Here is an 18,271-nt window from a genome sequence, read left to right on the forward strand (position 1 = left end):
GGCCTCAACCGCACTCCCCCGCCCGGCGGGCCAGCAGCTCGCGTTCGCGCGCGTTGCGGGCCAGCGACGCGGCGCGCTCGAACTCGGTGCGGGCCTCGGCGGTGCGGCCCAGGCGCAGCAGCAGGTCGCCGCGGACGCTGGGCAGCAGGTGGTAGTCGCGCAGGGCGGGCTCGGCGGCGAGGGCGTCGACGAGGGCGAGTGCGGGGGCCGGTCCCTCGGCCATGGACACGGCGACCGCGCGGTTGAGGGCGACCACCGGGGACGGGGTGCGGGCGGTGAGCAGGCCGTAGAGCGCGGCGATGCGCGGCCAGTCGGTCTCCTCGTAGGTGAACGCGGTGGCGTGGCAGGCGGCGATCGCGGCCTGGAGGACGTAGGGGCCCGGGGCGCCGGAGCCGGTGGTGCGGGCGCGGTCGAGGGCGGTGAGGCCGCGGGCGATCAGCATGCGGTTCCAGCGGCGGCGGTTCTGGTCCCTGAGGAGCACCGGCGCCCCGTCGGGGCCGGTGCGGGCGGCCGTGCGGGACGCCTGCAACTCCAGCAGGGCGGCCAGGCCGTGCACCTCGGGCTCCTTCGGCATCAGGGCCGCGAGCACGCGGGCCAGCCGCAGGGCGTCCTCGCACAGGGCGGGGCGGAGCCAGTCGTCGCCGGCGGTGGCCGCGTACCCCTCGTTGAAGATCAGGTAGATGACCTCCAGGACCGAGCCGAGACGGGCCGCGCGGTCGGGGCCGTAGGGCACCTCGAAGGCGACGTCCTTGGTGGCGAGGGTGCGTTTGGCGCGCACGACGCGCTGCGCGACCGTCGGTTCGGGGACCAGGAAGGCGCGGGCGATCTCCGGCGTGGTCAGGCCCCCGAGCAGGCGCAGGGTGAGGGCGATGCGGGCCTGCGCGGACAGCACCGGGTGGCACGCGGTGAAGACCAGCCGCAGCAGGTCGTCGTCGATGTCCTGCGGATCGGCCGGTTCCGCGGGCGGCGGCGCCGCGGCGGGCAGCTCGCGGCCGACCTCCGCGAGTTTGCGGGCGTAGGTCTCCCGGCGCCGGATCAGGTCGACGGCGCGGCGCCGGGCGGTGGCCATGAGCCAGGCGCCCGGGTTGTCGGGCACGCCGTCCCTCGGCCACTGCTCCAGGGCGGCGACCAGCGCGTCCTGGGTGAGTTCCTCGGCGATGCCGACGTCCCGGACGAGGCGGGCCACGCCGGCGATGACACGGGGCGACTCCAGCCGGAAGACGGTTTCGAGGGCCTCGGTGGGCTGTGGTTCCACAGCCCACCATGCAACACCCTCGGGCGGGCGGGGGGCGACTCCGGTCAGCCCTCCATCAGCTCCCGCACCTCGCAGGTCACCGTCCAGTGCTCCTCGTGGACCTTGAGGAAGCGCTTGGTCCACTCGATCGCCTCGGCCTTGTCCTTGGCCTGGAGCAGCGCGTAGCCACCGACGACCTCCTTGGTCTCGGTGAAGGGGCCGTCGGTGACGGACAGCTGTCCGCCCTCGTAGTGGACGCGGGTGCCCTCGGCGGTGGGGGTCAGCCCGGCGGTGTCGAGCAGGACGCCGGCCTTCGTCATCTCCTCCATCAGCTTCTCCATGCGCTGGATCAGCTCGGGGCTGGGACCGCCGGAGAGCGCGTCGCTCTCCTCGATCCGGATCAGGGAAAGATAGCGGGGCATGGGGACTCCTCGGGGTCGTCGGCGGCCGGGTTCCTCCGGCCTCTCACCCCTGCGTCGAACGGGAGCCCCCTGGATCGACAGCCGCCCGGAGATTTTCCGCGGGAATTCTCAGCGCAGCGATTCCCACAGGTCACCGGCGTCCGGTTCGCGGGCGACCACCCGGTTGGCGTCCCAGGGGGCCGGCACCACCGGCATCGTGACCGTGCGCACGTCGTCCGCCGACAGGCCCCCGAGGCTCCGTCCGAGGCTCATCAGCTCGCCCAGCGAGTCCAGGCCGGTGTCGGTGGTGAGGCTGCCGGTGACCGCGTCGGTGACCTGGTAGAGCCGGGCGGGGTCGGTGAGCAGGTCGGTGCCGGAGATCCGCTCCAGCAGCGCCTTGACCAGTTTCTGCTGGAGCTCTATGCGGGCGAGGTCGCTGCCGGCCTCCAGTCCGTACCGGGTGCGGGCCAGCCCGAGGGCCTCGGTGCCGTCGAGGTGGTGGGTGCCGGCGTCCAGGTGGAGGTGGCTCTTGTCGTCGTCGATGTCCTCGTCGGTGGTGACGGTGACCCCGCCGAGCGCGTCGACCAGCTCGGCGAAACCGGAGAAGTCGATCTCGACGTAGTGGTCCATGCGGACGTCGGTGAGGGTCTCGACGGTCTTGACGGCACAGACGGGCCCGCCCAGGGCGTACGCGGAGTTGAACATCACGCCGCTCGCCTCCCGGGTCTCCTCGCCCGACGGCAGCGGGCAGGACGGGCGGGTGACGAGCGTGTCCCGGGGGATGCTGACCACGGTGGCGGCGGTCCGGCCCGGGTCGAGGTGGACGACCATCGCCGTGTCCGAACGGGCCCCCTCGCTGTCGCCGCCGCCCAGTTCCCGGTTCTCCTCGCCGCTGCGCGAGTCCGAGCCGAGCACCAGGATGTTCAGGGCTCCGGTGGGCACCGGGGACGCGGAGGGCGCGGCGGAGGGGGCGGTGACCGGCCGCTCGGGGCGGTCGTCGCCGAGCGCGCCGTTGATGTCGACGCTGGTGATGTTGCCGTTCAGGTGCCAGTAGGCCCAGCCGGCCGCGGCCACCCCCAGCAGCAGGGCGCCTGCCAGGGCGAGCCCGGCCGCCTTCAGCCCTTTCGAACGCCCACGGAGCCCGCCCCGCCCGTCCCGCGCATCCGGCACACCCCGCGCAGCCATGCGTCCGCCCCCGCCCGTGCCGGTCCCGTTCGCGTCCCCACGCGAATGCCCCATCGCAAGGAACATAAGTCCGAATTGTTGGGAGCGGGGACACAGGGGCCGACATTCTGCGGAAATTCTCAGACTTCGGAGGACGCCGAAGGGGTCGAAAGTTTCGCCGGCGGACCGACGAGGTCGGCGGACCGGCGGCTTCGGCGGACCGGCGGCTTCGGCGCACCGGCGGGTTCGGCGCACCGGCGAGCCGACGAGTCGGCCGGGCTCCGTCAGGCCGCGGGCGGCGCCGTGCTGCTGCGCACCTCCAGGCTGGTGGCCAGCTCCACCCGGGTCGCCGCCGCGGAGCCCTCGTCGCGCCCGAGGTCCAGGACCAGCCGGGCCGCCGCCTCGGCCATCTCCATGAGCGGCTGCCGTACGGTCGTCAGCGGCGGCCCCACCCAGCGGGCCACCGGCAGGTCGTCGAAGCCGACCACGCTCAGGTCCTGCGGGATGCGCAGGCCCAGCTCGCGCGCGGCCTCGTACAGGCCGAGCGCCTGGAGGTCGTTGCCGGCGAAGACGGCGGTCGGCCGGTCCGGCCGGCGCAGCAGGTTCAGGCCCTGCCGGTAGCCGGCCTCGTGGTGGAAGTCGCCGGTCACGATCAGGTCGGGATCGACCGGCAGCCCGGCCGTCTCCAGGGCGGCCCGGTAGCCGTCCACGCGGGCGCGGCTGCACATCATCCGGGTGGGCCCGCTGATCGCGCCGATGCGGGTGTGGCCCAGCTCGACCAGGTGCCGGGTGGCGGCGAGCCCGCCCTGCCAGTTGGTGGCGCCGATGGACGGCACGTCGGCGCCCGGGTCGCCGGCCGGGTCCATCACCACGAACGGGATGGAGCGGCTGGTGAGCAGTGCCCGCTGGGACTCGTCGAGGTCGGACAGGACGAGGATCACGCCGTGCGGACGGCGGGCGGCCACCTGGTCGGCCCAGGTCCGGCCCGGGGTCAGGCGCCCCGCGCTCTCGGAGAGCACGACGCTGAGCCCCGTGTCCCGTGCCACGTTCTCCACACCCCGGATGACCTCCATCGCCCAGGCGCTCTCCAGCTCGTGGAAGACCAGGTCGATCAGGGGCGAGCGGGTCGCCTCGGCGCGCCTGCGCCGGTAGCCGTGGTCGCGCAGCAGCTCCTCCACGCGGGCCCGGGTCGCGGGGGCGACGTCGGCGCGGCCGTTGAGGACCTTCGAAACAGTCGGCGCCGACACTCCGGCTTCGCGCGCGATCTCGGCGAGGGTCGCGGTCTGCGCGGATCGCCGTTGCGTCCGGGTTTCAGCGGGCTGCGGGGATGTCATGGCGGCGATCGTAACCCTGCGAGGCCCCCTGACGCAGTCCTCGGCGGGCCCTGACATCCCCGATCATTCGCCACAGATGGCGAAACATTCGATTCACCGCGGGGCGGTAGGAGGGAACGCGGTACGCCGGAACGCGGAAGCTCGTGGCCTCGCGGGTCAGTCCTCGGCCACCGACTCGAACCGCCACCGGTGCACCGCCCGCGTGACCAGGTCGCCGTCCGGCTCGGGCAGTTCCGGAAGTTCGGCGTCGTAGGCGGCGTCCCACCAGGTGATGACGAGGACCCGGTCCTGCGGAGCGCGCAGGACCTCCCGGCGCAGGGGGGCACCGCCGGGCCGCTGTGCGCGGACCCAGGCCAGCAGGTCCCCTCCGCGGCCGGGCACGGCCCGCGCCTCCCACATGAGCGCGACGGTCACGGGTACAGGTTCTCCTTGCTGACCTCGTGCACATGGTCGTGGCCGTGTCCGTGCGCGTGGCCACTGCCCGGTACGTGCGGGTCCGTCACCGGCAGCGACGAGTCCGCCGAGAGGTCCCAGTCGGAGGCGGCCCGGTTACGGGCGACCATCTCGGCGCCGAGGGCGGCCACCATCGCGCCGTTGTCCGTGCACAGCTTGGGCCGCGGTACGCGCAGCCGGATGCCGGCCGCCTCGCAGCGCTCCTGGGCGAGGGCCCGCAGCCGGGAGTTGGCGGCCACGCCGCCGCCGATCATCAGGTGGTCGACCCCCTGGTCCTTGCAGGCCCGCACCGCCTTGCGGGTCAGCACGTCCACGACGGCCTCCTGGAAGGACGCCGACACGTCGCGTACCGGCACCTCCTCCCCCGCGGCCCGCTTGGCCTCGATCCAGCGGGCCACGGCCGTCTTCAGCCCGGAGAAGGAGAAGTCGTACGCGGGGTCGCGCGGACCGGTGAGGCCGCGAGGGAAGGCGATCGCGTTCGGGTCGCCCTCGCGCGCGTACCGGTCGATGACCGGACCGCCGGGGAAGCCCAGGTTCAGCACCCGGGCGATCTTGTCGAAGGCCTCGCCGGCCGCGTCGTCGATGGTGGCGCCCATCGGGCGGACGTCGGAGGTGATGTCCGTCGACAGCAGCAGGGAGGAGTGCCCGCCGGAGACGAGCAGCGCCATCGTCGGCTCGGGCAGCGGGCCGTGCTCCAGCTGGTCGACGCAGATGTGCGAGGCGAGGTGGTTGACGCCGTAGAGGGGCTTGCCGAGGGCGTAGGCGTACGCCTTGGCCGCCGAGACGCCGACCAGCAGGGCGCCCGCGAGGCCGGGGCCCGCGGTGACGGCGATGCCGTCGAGGTCGCGGGCGGTGACCCCCGCTTCCTTCAGGGCGCGCTCGATGGTGGGGACCATCGCCTCCAGGTGGGCGCGGCTGGCCACCTCGGGGACGACGCCGCCGAAGCGGGCGTGCTCGTCGACGCTGGACGCGACGGCGTCGGCCAGCAGGGTGGTGCCGCGGACGACGCCGACGCCGGTCTCGTCGCAGGAGGTCTCGATCCCGAGGACGAGGGGTTCGTCGCGTGGGTCAGCCATGGTGGTCGGTTCCTCGTTCGGTTCCCGGTACGGAGGTGGAAGGGTCGGTCAGCCGCATGACCAGGGCGTCGACGTTGCCCGGCTGGTAGTAGCCGCGTCGGAAGCCGATGGGCTCGAAGCCGAAGCGCTCGTAGAGGCGCTGGGCGCGGGTGTTGTCCACCCGGCACTCCAGCAGCACCTCGGTGCACTCGAAGGCGGTCGCCGCCCGCAGCAGCTCGGTCAGCAGTCGCGCGCCGAGGCCGGTGCCCCAGTGGTCGCGGGCGACGGCGATGGTCTGCACGTCGGCCTGCTCCCCGGAGACGACCAGGCCCGCGTAGCCGACGACCTGGCCGTCCTCCTCGGCGACCAGGTAGCGCCGGGTCGCCCCGGGGCCGCGCGCGTGGGCCAGCTCGGACCAGAACATCCCCCGCGACCAGGCGTCCTCGGGGAACAGCTCGCGCTCCATCCGGAGCACGGGGTCGATGTCCCACCAGCGCATCTCGCGCAGGCCGGTGGGCGGGGTCACGGACTCGGTCGCTTCGGTCACTTGGGGGTGACCACCTTGTAGTTCTTGGGGACCTGGGCGTCCGGCCGGCGCAGGTACAGCGGCCGGGGCACGGGCAGCTCCTCGCCCGCCGCCAGCCGCTCGGCGGCCAGGGACGCCAGGGCGGCGGCGGACACGTGCTCCGGCTCGTGCGCCTTGGGGAAGGTGTCCGGGTAGAGCAGCGCGCCCGCGCCGACCGCCGGGAGCCCGGCGACCTGCTCGGCGATGTCGGCGGGCCGGTCGACCGCCGGGTCGGTGAGGCGGGTGCGGGAGTCGGCGTACCGGGCCCAGTAGACCTCCTTGCGGCGGGCGTCGGTCGCCACCACGAAGGGGCCCTCCAGGTCGGTGGCGTAGGCGAGGCCGTCCAGCGTGCACACGCCGTACACGGGGACGTCGAGCGCGAGCCCGAAGGTGTCCGCGGTCATCAGGCCGACGCGCAGCCCGGTGTACGGGCCCGGGCCGGTCCCGGCGACGATGCCGGTGACGGCGTCGAGTCGCAGTCCGGCCTCGGCGAGCACCCGGTCGACGGCGGGCAGCAGCAGCTCGCCGTGCCGGCGTGCGTCCACCTGGCTCGACGAGGCGATGACGTCCGTACCGTCGTGCAGCGCGACGGTCACGGCGGGCGTGGCGGTATCCAGAGCGAGCAAGAGCACGCAAACAGCCTACGGCGCCTCGGGGGGCGCGGCGGACGCCCGGTGGACGGGCCCGGCACGGCATCCGGTGCGGCAGCGTCGCCCACCGCGGTCATACGGTCACTTACTGCTACCGTCGCCGGGAAGCAGAAGCACGCCCTACGACGACGAGGTGGTCGGCAGTGGTCAGCAGCAGCGCCGTTTTCGTCACCGGCCTCACCGCGGCGGCTCTCGTGACGATCGGTGTCCTCACCCACCAGGCGTCGGCCGGCGCCCCGGCGGCGCTGGACCGGAGCCGGGCGAGCAGCACGCCGGCGCCCGGCGCTTCCAAGGCCCCCCGCGACCGGCGGCACCCGGACGCGCTGCCCGCGGGGTCCGGGCGGGGTGAACGGGTCGTGTACTCGGTGGACGACGACCGGGTGTGGCTGGTCGACGCGGGCGGCACGGTGCGGCGCACCTTCGAGGTCACGCCCAGCACGGTCGACCCGGCACCGGGCACCTACGCGGTCACGTCCCGTTCGAACCGGGTCACCGGGTCCGACGGCATCCCGGTCGAGCACGTCGTGCGGTTCGCCGGCGTCAAGGACGTGGTCATCGGGTTCAGCGCGGCGGTGGACGGCTCGATGGCCGAGCCCGACCCGGGCGAGCGCACCGGCGGCATCCGGCAGACCCGCGCGGACGGCGACGCCATGTGGCGGTTCGCGACGATCGGGCAGCGGGTCGTCGTCGTCCCCTGACACGCGGGGCGGGGCGGGGCGCCGGAGGGGGCGCACGGCCGCCCTGTGCGGTCAGGCCGCTTCGCGGTGTTCCCGGGCGGGCCGGCGGGTCGCCGGCCCGGGGGCGGGTGGCGGCGTGGAGACCGCCCTCGCGGCGGCGCAGGACGCGAGCAGGTCCCGCATGGACACCCCGGCGAGCACGGACGACTGCGGCCTCGGCCGGGCCTGCGGCTCGGTCTCCGACATGGACGCCTCCTGAAGGTCGGGGGCGGGCGCAGTTAGGCAAACCTAACCACGAGCTGGATACCATGTGACCACGGGCAAGACCCGGAACGCAATATCTTCCCGACGTCTTGTCGGGACGCTCCGGCGGCGGCCGCCGACTCGCAGGGCGAGCGCACCCCCGGCAACCACCAACCCAGACGGCGAGCGCCCTCGCGGCCACTCAAGCGGCGAGCGCCTTCGCCCCACCGGCTCAGCCGGCGAGCGTGCCCAGGTCGGCCGTGGACCAGCGTGCGCCGACGCCCGTCAGGGTCACGTGCCGCACCTCGTCGGTGGTGTCGCCCACGGCCCGCTCGATCCGGAGCTGCAACCGGTCCTCGGTCAGCTCCTCGACCTTGCCCTCGCCCCACTCCACCACGATCACCGAGTCGGAGAGGGAGACGTCGAGGTCGAGGTCCTCCATCTCGTCCAGGCCGCCCGACAGCCGGTAGGCGTCGACGTGGACGAGCGGCGGACCGTCGCCCAGGGAGGGGTGCACCCGGGCGATCACGAAGGTCGGGGAGGTGACGGCGCCGCGCACTCCCATGCCCTCGCCGAGGCCCCGGGTCAGCGTCGTCTTGCCCGCGCCCAGCTCCCCGCTCAGCATCAGGAGGTCACCGGCGCGCAGCACCGCGGCGAGCCTGCGGCCCAGGTCCCGCATCTGCTCGGGGGAGGTGACGGTGATCTCGACGTCGGGGGCGGGTGCGGGGGATCCGGAGGGCTCAGCCGGGCCCTGCGGTGCTGCTGGTGCTTCCATAGCCGTCAACGGTAGCCGCTGCGGGCACCGCGCCCGCGCGGGCCAGCAGGTCGGCGAGGCGGTCGGTGACCAGCTCGGGGTGCTCCAGCATCACCAGGTGCCCCGCGTCGGGGACGAGCACCAGCTCCGCGTCCGGCAGCAGGTCGGCGATCGCCTCGCTGTGCTCGCTCGGCGTGACCAGGTCCCGTACGCCGGCCAGCACCAGGACCGGCAGGCCGGCGAAGTGGGCGAGGGCCTCGGTCTTGTCGTGGTCGCTGAAGGCCGGGTAGTACTCGGCGACGACGTCGATCGGCGTCGACTCGATCATCCGCTCGGCGAAGCGGGCCACGGCCGGGTCGACCTCCCGGGAGGCGAACGAGTACCGCTTGATGATCCCCGCGAAGAGGTCCGCCGTCGCCCGCCGCGTCCTCTCCACCAGCTCGGCCCGCTGCCCCAGCGCCTTCAGCACCCCCGGCAGCACCCGCCGCACCGCGTTGACACCGGCCACCGGCAGCCCGAAGTTGACCTCGCCGAGTCGCCCGGAGGAGGTGCCGACGAGGGCCACGCCGACGACCCGCTCGCGGACCAGGTCGGGGAAGCCGTCGGCGAGGGCCATCACCGTCATCCCGCCCATGGAGTGCCCGACCAGCACGACGGGGCCCTCGGGCACGGCCGCGTCGATGACGGCCTTCAGGTCACGGCCCAGTTCCTCGATGGTGACCGGCCGGCCGTCCCGCGTCTGGGACACGCCCCGTCCGGACCGGCCGTGGCTGCGCTGGTCCCAGTGCACGGTGCGCACCACACCCCTGAGGGCGGCCCGCTGGAAGTGCCAGGAATCCTGGTTGAGGCAGTAGCCGTGGCTGAAGACGACGGTCACGGGGGCGGGGGCCCTGCGGCCGAACAGCCGCCGACGGCGCCGGGTGAGCGCGGACTCCGTCTCCGGGTCGACGTCGTCGACCTCGTAGTACAGCTCGGTGCCGTCGTCGGCGTAGGCCCTGCCGGGGGTGCCGCGCAGTCCGCCGTACGGTCCCGCCGAGTCGAGGGCGATCCGCGCCTTCTGGCGCATCCCGCGGCCGACGGTGAGCCGCTCTATCGCCACACCGGCCGCGGCGCCCGCCGCGACCACGCCTATCGCCACACCGGCGACACCGGTCGCCCGGCGCCAGCCGCCGACGGCGACCTCGGTGGCGGCCTCCGTGGCGGAGGCGACGGCCGCCGCGGCCACGTCCGCGACGACCTCCGCGCTGCTCTCGCTCACGTACCGCTCCTCTTCGCCGGGCCGCTGTGCGGATTCCCCTCTAGTTCCTGATTCACCCGAACGCGTCCGTCATGCACGCCGGACCCGCCGGGCCCGCCGCTCCATGGAGGGAGGCGTGTCACTCGTTGACGTAGACGCGCGGAACGCGTGTTCCGATCCGGGTGACGATCTCGTACCCGATGGTGCCCGCCGCCTGGGCCCAGTCCTCGGCGGTGGGCTCGCCCCGGTCCCCGGGCCCGAACAGCACCGCCTCGGCGCCCGGCTCCGGCCGGTCCCCGCCCAGGTCGACGACGAACTGGTCCATCGCGATACGCCCCGCGACCGTGCGCCACTTCCCGTCCACCAGGACGGGCCCGGTGGAGGAGGCGTGGCGCGGTACGCCGTCCGCGTAGCCGAGGGGGACGAGGCCGAGGGTGGTCTCGCCGGGGGTGGTGTAGTGGTGCCCGTAGCTGACGCCGTGGCCGCCGGGTACCTGCTTGACCAGGGCCAGCGAGGCGGACAGCGTCATCACGGGGCGCAGTCCGAGGTCGGCGGGGGTGCCGATCTCGGGGCTGGGCGAGACGCCGTACATGGCGATGCCGGGCCGGACGAGGTCGAAGTGGGTCTCGGGGAGGGTGAGCGTGGCCGGCGAGTTGGCGATGTGCCGCACGTCGGGGCGCACCCCCTCCTCCTCGGCGTACGCCGTCATCTCCCGGAAGCGGGTGAGCTGGGCGGCGATGGAGGGGTCCCCGGGCTCGTCGGCGCGGGCGAAGTGCGACCAGAGCCCGGTGACGCGCAGCAGCCCCTCGTCCTGGGCACGCAGGGCCGCCCCGACCAGTTCGGTCCAGTCCTCGCCCGGCTGGCAGCCGCCCCGGCCGAGGCCGGTGTCGGCCTTGAGCTGCACGCGCGCGGCGGTGCCGGCCGCCCGGGCCGCCCGGGTGACCTCCTCCAGCGCCCACAGGGCGCCGACGGACACGTCGAGACGGGCCTCGACGGCCTCGCGCCAGGGGCCGCCCGGCGTCCACAGCCAGCACATGATCCGCACGTCGTCCGGCAGCCCGGCCTCCGCGCGCAGCGCGAGGGCCTCCTGCGGTGTGGCGGTGCCCAGCCAGGTCGCGCCCGCCGCGACGGCCGCGCGGGCGCACGGGATCGCGCCGTGGCCGTAGCCGTCGGCCTTGACGACGGCCATGAGAGCCGCCCCGGGGGCGCGCTCGCGCAGGGCGCGGACGTTGGCCCGCAGGGCGGCCAGGTCGATCTCGGCCCGGGCCCGCAGTACCGCGTCCCGCCGAGCAGCTGTCTCACTCATCGTGCCCACAGTCTCTCAGAGCGCCCGGACGCCCCCCGCGGCGCAGCGCCCGGCGGCGACGACGGTGCCCGCCGGTCGTTAGGGTGCCCGGCATGAGCATCATCGGGGTCGGGATCGACGTGGCCGAGGTCGAGCGGTTCGGGGTGTCGCTGGAACGTACGCCGGCCCTGGCCCGGCGGCTCTTCCTGGAGAGCGAGCTGCTCCTGCCCAGCGGGGAGCGCCGGGGCACCGCCTCGCTCGCCGCCCGGTTCGCTGCGAAGGAGGCGTTGGCCAAGGCGCTCGGCGCACCGGCGGGGCTGCTCTGGACGGACGCCGAGGTGTACGTGGAGGACAGTGGGCAGCCGCGGCTCCGGGTCTCGGGGACGGTGGCCGCGCGGGCCGCGGAGCTGGGCGTGGCGTCGTGGCACGTGTCGCTGAGCCACGACGCGGGGATCGCGTCGGCGGTGGTGATCGCGGAGGGGTAGCGGCACCGCCGCTCTCCCCGCCCCCCGGCCGCCTCCCGTCAGCTCCCCGTCGGCCGGACCCGGATGTGCATGCGCTCGCCCTGGGCGCCGTACAGGGCGAGCCATTCGACGGGCTGCTCACCGGCGTTGGCGAGGCCGTGCGGGACGCGGGTGTCGAACTCCGCCGTCTCGCCGGCCGTCAGGACCAGGTCGTGGTCGCCCAGGGCGAGGAGCAGCCGGCCGGAGAGGACGTGGAGCCATTCGTGGCCCTCGTGCGACCCCTGTGCGGGGCGGGGCGTCGACGCGGTCCGCGGGGTGGCCGGCGCCGGGAGGATCTGCTTGTAGGCGTGCAGCCCGTCGCCCGGGTTCCGGGTGAGCGGCACCCACGTCTGGCCGTGCCGGGTGAAGGGACGCGGATGCACCCGGGGGTCGCCGGTGCGGGAGCCCACGAGGTCGTCGAGCGGCAGCCGGTGCGCCCGGGCCAGCGGCAGGAGGTGGCGCAGGCCGGGCTCGCGCAGGCCCGACTCCAGCCGGGACAGCGTGCTCACGGAGATGCCGGTGGCGGCGGCGAGCCGGCCGAGCGTGAGGCCGCGGGCCTGCCGGATGGCGCGCAGGCGTGCCCCCAGCGAGGTCATCACCTGTGCCGTCTCCTCGTCGCCCATGGGACAACTGTCCCGCACGGGACTCGTGAGCGTGCGCGGTGTACGGGGAAGACTCGACGGCATGCGGACTGCGTACAGCGTGGAGATGGTCAGGACGGCCGAGCGGGAGCTGATGGCACGGCTGCCGGAGGGGGCGTTGATGCACCGGGCGGCGGCCGGGCTGGCCGCCGCCTGCGCGGAGGTGCTCGGGCGGGTGGCCGGCCGGGTCTACGGCAGCCGGGTGGTGCTGCTGGTCGGGAGCGGGGACAACGGCGGCGACGCCCTGTACGCCGGGGCCCGGCTGGCCCGGCGGGGCGCGGGCGTGACGGCCGTGCCGCTGACACCGGAGCGCGCGCACGGGGCGGGGCTGGCGGCGCTGCGGCGGGCCGGCGGGCGGGTCGTGGCGGCCGGTGGCGGGGCGGCCGGCGACCTGATCGCGCGGGCCGACCTGGTCGTCGACGGCATCGTCGGGATCGGTGGCCGGGGCGGGCTGCGCGAGGAGGCGGTGCCGCTCGCGGACGCGGCCGCGCGGTCCCGGGCCGCCGTCGTCGCCGTGGACCTGCCGAGCGGCGTCGACGCGGACACCGGGCAGGTGCGCGGGACGGCCGTGCGGGCCGACCTGACGGTGACGTTCGGGGCGCACAAGCCGGGGCTGCTGATCGACCCCGCGCGGGAGTACGCCGGGTCGGTGCGGCTGGTGGACATCGGCCTGCCGCTGCCGGCCGACGGGGCCGCGCTGGAGGCGTTGCAGCACGCCGACGTGGCGCGGCTGCTGCCGGTGCCGGGGGCGGAGAGCGACAAGTACCGGCGCGGGGTCGTCGGGATCGCCGCCGGGTCGGCCCGCTATCCGGGCGCGGCCGTGCTCGCCGTCGCCGGGGCGCTGCGGGGCGGGGCCGGGGCGGTGCGGTACGTCGGTCCGGCGGGGGACGCGGTGATCGCCCGCTTCCCGGAGACGCTGGTGTCGGACCAGGGGCCGGAGCGGGCGGGGCGGGTGCAGGCGTGGGTCGTCGGGCCGGGGGCCGGTGACGACGCCGGCACCGTGGCGCAGGTGCTGGCGGCCGACGTGCCGGTGCTGATCGACGCGGACGGGCTGCGGCTGGCGGACGAGGCGGTACGGGGGCGCACGGCACCGACGCTGATGACGCCGCACGCCGGGGAGGCGGCCGCGCTGCTCGGCGTGGGCCGGGACGAGGTCGAGGGGGCGCGGCTGGCCTCGGCGCGGGAGCTGGCGGGCCGCTACGGGGCGACGGTGTTGCTGAAGGGGTCGACGACGGTGGTCGCCGGGGCGGAGGGAGGGCCGGTGCGGGTCAACGCGACGGGGACCTCGTGGCTCGCCACGGCGGGCAGCGGGGACGTGCTGTCCGGGCTGGCCGGTTCACTGCTCGCGGCGGGGCTCTCGGCCCGGGACGCGGGCAGCGCGGGGGCGTACCTGCACGGGCTGGCGGGACGGTTCGCGGCGGAGGGCGCGCCGACGGGGGCGCACGACGTCGCGGAGGCGATCCCCCGTGCGTGGCGGGACGTGGTGCGGGCGGGGTGAGCGGGCGCTCCGTGGGGCACCGGGGCGTCACGGTGACCGCATGACGCCGTTACGGCGCTCGCATCACGCCGATACGGCCCTCGCACGACGTCCGCACCGCACCACACCGATACGGTGCTCGCATGACGTCTGACCCCGCCTCGGCGCCCACGGACCCCGCCGCGCTGCCGAGGGCCGAGTTCGCCTTCCCCGGCCCCCTGCGCGACCGGCTCGTCTCGGCGATCCTGGACGGCTCGAAGACGACGACGACCGGGCTCGTCGTCGACTACGAGCACGAGGGCGAGCCGCTGCCGCGGCCCGGGAACCGCGCGGTGGTCGTCGACTCCCACGACCGGCCGGTCGCCGTCATCGAGGTCACCGGCGTACGCGTCGTCCCGCTCGGTCAGGTGGACCTCGCCCACGTGCTGGACGAGGGCGAGGGCCACACCGACGTGGCCGGGTGGCGGGCCGGACACGAGCGGTTCTGGCACGGCGAGGAGATGCGCGCGGCCCTGGGCGACCCGGAGTTCACCGTGGACGACGGGACTCCCGCGGTGCTGGAGCGCTTCCGCCTGGTCGCGGACCTCCGCCCCGCCGACGGCTGAGGACCTACTCCACCGTCACCGACTTCGCCAGGTTCCGCGGCTGGTCCACCTCGTTGCCCCGGGCGGTCGCCAGCTCGCAGGCGAAGACCTGCAGCGGCACCGTCGCCACCAGCGGCTGGAGCAGCGTCGGCGTGGCCGGGATGCGCACCAGGTGGTCGGCGTAGGGGACGACCGCCTCGTCGCCCTCCTCGGCGATGACGATGGTGCGGGCGCCCCTGGCCCGGATCTCCTGGATGTTGGACACGATCTTGTCGTGCAGGACCGAGCGCCCGCGCGGCGACGGGACCACCACGACGACCGGCAGGTCCTCCTCGATCAGCGCGATCGGCCCGTGCTTCAGCTCGCCCGCCGCGAAGCCCTCGGCGTGCATGTACGCCAGCTCCTTGAGTTTCAGGGCCCCTTCGAGGGCGACCGGGTGTCCGACGTGGCGGCCCAGGAACAGCACCGTGTTCTTGTGGGCGAGGGAGCGGGCGAGTTCCCGTACCGGCTCCATGGTCTCCAGGACCCGGTCCACCGCGCCGGAGATCCGCGAGAGGTCGCGGATGACGTCGCGGATCTCGTCCCCGTACTTCGTGCCGCGCACCTGTCCGAGGTAGAGGGCGACCAGGTAGCAGGCCACCAGCTGGGTGAGGAAGGCCTTGGTGGAGGCGACGGCGACCTCGGGGCCGGCGTGCGTGTAGAGCACGGCGTCGGACTCGCGCGGGATGGTGGAGCCGTTCGTGTTGCAGATGGCCAGCACCTTGGCGCCCTGCTCGCGGGCGTGGCGCAGGGCCATCAGGGTGTCCATGGTCTCGCCGGACTGGGAGATGGCGACCACCAGCGTCTGCTGGTCGAGGATCGGGTCGCGGTAGCGGAACTCGCTGGCCAGCTCCACCTCGCAGGGGACGCGCGTCCAGTGCTCGATGGCGTACTTGGCGATGAGCCCGGCGTGGAAGGCCGTGCCGCACGCGACGATGACGACCTTGTCGACCTCCCGGAGCACGGCCGCGGGGATGCGCACCTCGTCGAGGCTGAGCGTGCCGGAGCCGTCCACGCGGCCCAGCAGCGTGTCGGCGACCGCCTTCGGCTGCTCGGCGATCTCCTTGAGCATGAAGTAGTCGTAGCCGCCCTTCTCGGCGGCGGAGGCGTCCCAGTCGACGTGGTAGGAGCGGACGTCGGCCGGGGCGCCGTCGAAGCCGGTGACGGTCACGCCGTCCCTGCGCAGCTCCACCACCTGGTCCTGGCCCAGCTCGATGGCGTCCCGGGTGTGCGCGATGAAGGCCGCGACGTCCGAGGCGAGGAAGGCCTCGCCCTCCCCGACGCCCACCACGAGCGGCGAGTTGCGGCGCGCGCCCACGACCACGTCCGGCGCGTCCGCGTGCACCGCGACCAGCGTGAACGCGCCCTCCAGCCGTCGGCACACCAGCCGCATCGCCTCGGCGAGGTCGGCGCAGGCGGAGAACTCCTCGGCGAGCAGGTGGGCGACGACCTCGGTGTCGGTCTCGGAGGCCAGCTCGTGACCGCGTTCCGCCAGCTCGTCGCGGAGGAACGCGAAGTTCTCGATGATGCCGTTGTGGACCACGGCCACCCGGCCCGCGTTGTCGAGGTGGGGGTGGGCGTTGGCGTCGGTCGGCCCCCCGTGCGTGGCCCAGCGGGTGTGGCCGATGCCGGTCACGGCGGTCGGCAGGGGCCGTTCGGACAGCTCCTTGTCCAGGTTGACGAGCTTCCCGGCGCGCTTGGCGGTGGCGAGGCCGCCGTCCGCGAGCACGGCGACGCCCGCCGAGTCGTACCCCCGGTACTCGAGTCGCTTCAGTCCGGCCAGTACGACATCGAGCGCCGACTGAGACCCCACGTATCCCACGATTCCGCACATGACCGGCAGCCTACGATCAGATCCGGTCCCGAACCGGCCTTCCCATGCCCGAAATCGGAAATTCCCACCGGGGTACGAACGCCCCGGCGGGAACTTCGGTGCACGGTGTGCGGCGGCCCGGCCGCGTCCTCAGCCCAGCTTGGCGAGCTGCGCGTCGCTGATCTCGGCGGGGAACGGGAAGTCCTTGCCGGTGCCGGCGGAGGCGAGGTTCAGGACGGTGAAGGTGACGACGGTGGAGCCCTTACGGGTGACGACCACCTTGACCGGGAAGGCGTCGCCCTCGTCGCCGGTCATCGTCATCGTCATCGCGACCGCCTCGTCGGCCCCGCCGGGCGCCTTGTCCTCGGCCACCTTCGCGATCTTCGCCTGCTCGCCCATGGCGGTGAAGGCGAACCCGCCGGCGCAGGCGCCGGCCGCCTTCTTCACGTCCGCGAGGACCGTCTCGGCGCCGCCGTCGTCGTAGGTGGCCAGGGTCACCAGCGCCTTGTCCAGGTCGAAGGCGGCACCGATGGCCTCCTCGGTCGCCGCGTCCCCGGAGGGTTTCTTCGGCCCCTCCGTCCAGGACCGCTTGACGGTCGCCGCCGGCGTGCCCAGGGGGACGCCGGTCTCGGCGAAGGCGAGCGCCTCGCACTCCGCCTTCTCCGTCTTGACCTTGTCCTTCGCGATGTCGTCCGTCGCCGACGCCTTGGTGACCTTGCCGTTCTTGACGTCCGCCTGCGCGAGGGCCGCCTTCTCCAGCTCCGCGGCGCTGAGCGCCTCGGCCGCCGCGGGGGCCGCCGAGCCGGTGTCGCCGTTCTTGCCCTCGTCGGACGAGCCGCCGTCGTCGCCGGAGCCGCCGCAGGCGGTGACGAGCAGGGCCAGGGCGGCGGCGGAGGCCGCGAGGGCGGTACGGCGGACGACGGTCAGTCTCACGTTGGGTTTCTCTCTTCCGGACGGCGGAGGGTCCGCACGTATGTGCGAGCACTGTACGCACAGGGAACTGACAGCCGATCACCCCGTACCACCCGGTACCCGAACCGTGACACCGGCGTGATCATCCGCGACACGGCGCGGCCGGGCGTGACACACCCCACCCGCCGTCGCGTTCGAACTCCGTTAACAATGGACTGTGATCTCTCCGGTCCCCTCGATGCCCCGGAGCGCCCACCGGCAGCGGCCGGAGGCGACTCCCTACGTCGACCTCACCCGTCCCGAGTGGAGCGCGCTGCGCGACAAGACGCCGCTGCCGCTGACCGCCGAGGAGGTCGAGAAGCTGCGCGGCCTCGGCGACGTCATCGACCTCGACGAGGTGCGGGACATCTACCTCCCGCTCTCCCGGCTCCTCAACCTCTACGTCGGCGCCACCGACGGCCTGCGCGGCGCGCTGAACACCTTCCTGGGCGAACAGGGCTCCCAGTCGGGCACCCCGTTCGTCATAGGGGTCGCCGGGTCGGTCGCCGTCGGCAAGTCCACCGTCGCCCGGCTGCTCCAGGCGCTGCTGTCGCGCTGGCCCGAACATCCGCGCGTGGAGCTGGTCACGACCGACGGCTTCCTGCTGCCCACCCGGGAGCTGCAGGCCCGCGGGCTGATGTCCCGCAAGGGCTTCCCCGAGTCGTACGACCGCCGGGCCCTCACCCGGTTCGTCGCCGACATCAAGGCGGGCAAGGCCGAGGTGACCGCCCCGGTCTACTCCCACCTCATCTACGACATCGTCCCGGACCAGAGGCTGGTCGTGCGCCGCCCCGACATCCTGATCGTCGAGGGCCTCAACGTGCTCCAGCCCGCGCTGCCCGGCAAGGACGGCCGCACCCGGGTCGGGCTCGCCGACTACTTCGACTTCAGCGTGTACGTGGACGCCCGCACCGAGGACATCGAGCGCTGGTACCTCAGCCGCTTCCGCAAACTGCGCGCGACCGCCTTCCAGAACCCGTCCTCGTACTTCCGCAGGTACACCCAGGTGTCCGAGGAGGAGGCACTCGACTACGCCCGCACCACCTGGCGCACCATCAACAAGCCCAACCTGGTGGAGAACGTGGCCCCGACCCGCGGCCGGGCCACCCTGATCCTGCGCAAGGGCCCCGATCACAAGGTGCAGCGGCTCAGCCTGCGCAAGCTGTGACACCCGGGCCGAGCGCGTCCTGGCGCCCCGCCCGGAGGAACGC

The 18,271-nt window shown here is 74.3% G+C and carries 20 protein-coding genes; 6 read left to right on the forward strand and 14 right to left on the reverse strand.

All coding sequences use genetic code 11. The features are described from left to right. Positions 1 to 4 precede the first annotated feature (4 nt). The 8 genes from ACZ6EG_RS14415 to tsaB form a co-directional block, all read right to left on the reverse strand. On the reverse strand, positions 5 to 1,255 hold the full coding sequence (locus ACZ6EG_RS14415; RefSeq protein WP_391969933.1) for an RNA polymerase sigma factor: 1,251 nt from the start codon (positions 1,253 to 1,255) through the stop codon (positions 5 to 7). 44 nt (positions 1,256 to 1,299) lie between these two features. After that, positions 1,300 to 1,656, reverse strand: a complete 357-nt coding sequence (locus ACZ6EG_RS14420) for a YciI family protein (protein WP_383641477.1) — start codon at positions 1,654 to 1,656, stop codon at positions 1,300 to 1,302. A 108-nt stretch (positions 1,657 to 1,764) separates the two neighbouring features. Continuing rightward, the gene (locus ACZ6EG_RS14425; RefSeq protein WP_469604578.1) at positions 1,765 to 2,820 is read right to left on the reverse strand and encodes an LCP family protein; all 1,056 of its coding nucleotides are present in this window, start codon (positions 2,818 to 2,820) and stop codon (positions 1,765 to 1,767) included. Between the two features lie 263 nt (positions 2,821 to 3,083). After that, positions 3,084 to 4,133 (reverse strand): LacI family DNA-binding transcriptional regulator, encoded by a 1,050-nt coding sequence (locus ACZ6EG_RS14430; protein WP_391969935.1) that lies wholly within the window; start codon positions 4,131 to 4,133, stop codon positions 3,084 to 3,086. 156 nt (positions 4,134 to 4,289) lie between these two features. Beyond that, positions 4,290 to 4,547, reverse strand: a complete 258-nt coding sequence (locus ACZ6EG_RS14435; RefSeq protein ID WP_384694953.1) for a hypothetical protein — start codon at positions 4,545 to 4,547, stop codon at positions 4,290 to 4,292. Then, a complete protein-coding gene (gene tsaD, locus ACZ6EG_RS14440; protein ID WP_391969936.1) occupies positions 4,544 to 5,662 on the reverse strand; it encodes a tRNA (adenosine(37)-N6)-threonylcarbamoyltransferase complex transferase subunit TsaD in 1,119 nt (372 codons plus the stop codon). Before tsaD ends, ACZ6EG_RS14435 begins: the two co-directional genes overlap by 4 nt. After that, positions 5,655 to 6,140 carry a ribosomal protein S18-alanine N-acetyltransferase gene (gene rimI, locus ACZ6EG_RS14445; protein WP_391970127.1) on the reverse strand — a complete coding sequence of 162 codons (486 nt, stop codon included), beginning with the start codon at positions 6,138 to 6,140 and terminating at the stop codon, positions 5,655 to 5,657. The genes tsaD and rimI overlap by 8 nt, the downstream gene beginning before the upstream one ends. 44 nt (positions 6,141 to 6,184) lie before the next feature. Continuing rightward, positions 6,185 to 6,838 carry a tRNA (adenosine(37)-N6)-threonylcarbamoyltransferase complex dimerization subunit type 1 TsaB gene (tsaB, locus tag ACZ6EG_RS14450; RefSeq protein WP_391969937.1) on the reverse strand — a complete coding sequence of 218 codons (654 nt, stop codon included), beginning with the start codon at positions 6,836 to 6,838 and terminating at the stop codon, positions 6,185 to 6,187. 161 nt (positions 6,839 to 6,999) lie between these two features. Between tsaB and ACZ6EG_RS14455 the strand changes: the two genes are divergently transcribed. Further along, the gene (locus ACZ6EG_RS14455; RefSeq protein WP_391969938.1) at positions 7,000 to 7,554 is read left to right on the forward strand and encodes a hypothetical protein; all 555 of its coding nucleotides are present in this window, start codon (positions 7,000 to 7,002) and stop codon (positions 7,552 to 7,554) included. Between the two features lie 115 nt (positions 7,555 to 7,669). Beyond that, positions 7,670 to 7,792, forward strand: a complete 123-nt coding sequence (locus tag ACZ6EG_RS14460; protein ID WP_469604584.1) for a hypothetical protein — start codon at positions 7,670 to 7,672, stop codon at positions 7,790 to 7,792. A 216-nt stretch (positions 7,793 to 8,008) separates the two neighbouring features. Here the strand turns inward: ACZ6EG_RS14460 and tsaE are convergent, their stop codons facing one another. From tsaE to alr, 3 genes are all read right to left on the reverse strand, one after another. After that, entirely contained in the window at positions 8,009 to 8,551 is a 543-nt protein-coding gene (tsaE, locus tag ACZ6EG_RS14465) for a tRNA (adenosine(37)-N6)-threonylcarbamoyltransferase complex ATPase subunit type 1 TsaE (RefSeq protein WP_391969940.1), read from the reverse strand. Next, entirely contained in the window at positions 8,517 to 9,788 is a 1,272-nt protein-coding gene (locus ACZ6EG_RS14470) for an alpha/beta fold hydrolase (RefSeq protein WP_391969941.1), read from the reverse strand. Before ACZ6EG_RS14470 ends, tsaE begins: the two co-directional genes overlap by 35 nt. Positions 9,789 to 9,906: 118 nt before the next feature. Beyond that, complete coding sequence (gene alr, locus ACZ6EG_RS14475) at positions 9,907 to 11,073, reverse strand: alanine racemase (protein WP_391969942.1); 1,167 nt, start codon at positions 11,071 to 11,073, stop codon at positions 9,907 to 9,909. 92 nt (positions 11,074 to 11,165) lie between these two features. Here alr and ACZ6EG_RS14480 point away from each other — a divergent pair, with 92 nt between their 5' ends. Beyond that, positions 11,166 to 11,537 carry a holo-ACP synthase gene (locus ACZ6EG_RS14480; RefSeq protein WP_356601785.1) on the forward strand — a complete coding sequence of 124 codons (372 nt, stop codon included), beginning with the start codon at positions 11,166 to 11,168 and terminating at the stop codon, positions 11,535 to 11,537. Between the two features lie 38 nt (positions 11,538 to 11,575). Here ACZ6EG_RS14480 and ACZ6EG_RS14485 read toward each other — a convergent pair whose 3' ends face one another. After that, complete coding sequence (locus ACZ6EG_RS14485) at positions 11,576 to 12,178, reverse strand: helix-turn-helix domain-containing protein (RefSeq protein WP_356601783.1); 603 nt, start codon at positions 12,176 to 12,178, stop codon at positions 11,576 to 11,578. 61 nt (positions 12,179 to 12,239) lie between these two features. On the opposite strand from ACZ6EG_RS14485, the gene ACZ6EG_RS14490 reads away from it, so the two are divergent. Beyond that, complete coding sequence (locus ACZ6EG_RS14490; RefSeq protein ID WP_469604591.1) at positions 12,240 to 13,694, forward strand: NAD(P)H-hydrate dehydratase; 1,455 nt, start codon at positions 12,240 to 12,242, stop codon at positions 13,692 to 13,694. A gap of 122 nt (positions 13,695 to 13,816) precedes the next feature. After that, positions 13,817 to 14,278, forward strand: coding sequence for an ASCH domain-containing protein (locus tag ACZ6EG_RS14495; RefSeq protein WP_356601779.1), 462 nt, complete (start codon positions 13,817 to 13,819; stop codon positions 14,276 to 14,278). Positions 14,279 to 14,282: 4 nt separating this feature from the next. Here the strand turns inward: ACZ6EG_RS14495 and glmS are convergent, their stop codons facing one another. Together glmS and ACZ6EG_RS14505 are read right to left on the reverse strand one after the other, a co-directional pair. After that, entirely contained in the window at positions 14,283 to 16,130 is a 1,848-nt protein-coding gene (gene glmS / locus ACZ6EG_RS14500; protein ID WP_391969945.1) for a glutamine--fructose-6-phosphate transaminase (isomerizing), read from the reverse strand. A gap of 129 nt (positions 16,131 to 16,259) precedes the next feature. Further along, the gene (locus tag ACZ6EG_RS14505; RefSeq protein ID WP_391969946.1) at positions 16,260 to 17,042 is read right to left on the reverse strand and encodes a hypothetical protein; all 783 of its coding nucleotides are present in this window, start codon (positions 17,040 to 17,042) and stop codon (positions 16,260 to 16,262) included. Between the two features lie 217 nt (positions 17,043 to 17,259). Between ACZ6EG_RS14505 and coaA the strand changes: the two genes are divergently transcribed. Beyond that, positions 17,260 to 18,228 carry a type I pantothenate kinase gene (coaA, locus tag ACZ6EG_RS14510; protein WP_384695310.1) on the forward strand — a complete coding sequence of 323 codons (969 nt, stop codon included), beginning with the start codon at positions 17,260 to 17,262 and terminating at the stop codon, positions 18,226 to 18,228. The last annotated feature ends 43 nt before the right edge of the window (positions 18,229 to 18,271 follow it).

Source organism: Streptomyces sp. NPDC041968, assembly GCF_055589025.1.

What these genes read in the sequence shown, in the direction of transcription:
- ACZ6EG_RS14420 (WP_383641477.1), bottom strand. Translation starts at nt 1,656, where the DNA reads ATGCCCCGCTATCTTTCCCTGATCCGGATCGAGGAGAGCGACGCGCTC.
- ACZ6EG_RS14425 (WP_469604578.1), bottom strand. Translation starts at nt 2,820, where the DNA reads ATGGCTGCGCGGGGTGTGCCGGATGCGCGGGACGGGCGGGGCGGGCTC.
- ACZ6EG_RS14430 (WP_391969935.1), bottom strand. Translation starts at nt 4,133, where the DNA reads ATGACATCCCCGCAGCCCGCTGAAACCCGGACGCAACGGCGATCCGCG.
- tsaD (WP_391969936.1), bottom strand. Translation starts at nt 5,662, where the DNA reads ATGGCTGACCCACGCGACGAACCCCTCGTCCTCGGGATCGAGACCTCC.
- rimI (WP_391970127.1), bottom strand. Translation starts at nt 6,140, where the DNA reads ATGCGCTGGTGGGACATCGACCCCGTGCTCCGGATGGAGCGCGAGCTG.
- tsaE (WP_391969940.1), bottom strand. Translation starts at nt 8,551, where the DNA reads ATGGAAGCACCAGCAGCACCGCAGGGCCCGGCTGAGCCCTCCGGATCC.
- alr (WP_391969942.1), bottom strand. Translation starts at nt 11,073, where the DNA reads ATGAGTGAGACAGCTGCTCGGCGGGACGCGGTACTGCGGGCCCGGGCC.
- ACZ6EG_RS14480 (WP_356601785.1), top strand. Translation starts at nt 11,166, where the DNA reads ATGAGCATCATCGGGGTCGGGATCGACGTGGCCGAGGTCGAGCGGTTC.
- ACZ6EG_RS14485 (WP_356601783.1), bottom strand. Translation starts at nt 12,178, where the DNA reads ATGGGCGACGAGGAGACGGCACAGGTGATGACCTCGCTGGGGGCACGC.
- ACZ6EG_RS14490 (WP_469604591.1), top strand. Translation starts at nt 12,240, where the DNA reads ATGCGGACTGCGTACAGCGTGGAGATGGTCAGGACGGCCGAGCGGGAG.
- ACZ6EG_RS14495 (WP_356601779.1), top strand. Translation starts at nt 13,817, where the DNA reads ATGACGTCTGACCCCGCCTCGGCGCCCACGGACCCCGCCGCGCTGCCG.
- glmS (WP_391969945.1), bottom strand. Translation starts at nt 16,130, where the DNA reads ATGTGCGGAATCGTGGGATACGTGGGGTCTCAGTCGGCGCTCGATGTC.
- coaA (WP_384695310.1), top strand. Translation starts at nt 17,260, where the DNA reads ATGCCCCGGAGCGCCCACCGGCAGCGGCCGGAGGCGACTCCCTACGTC.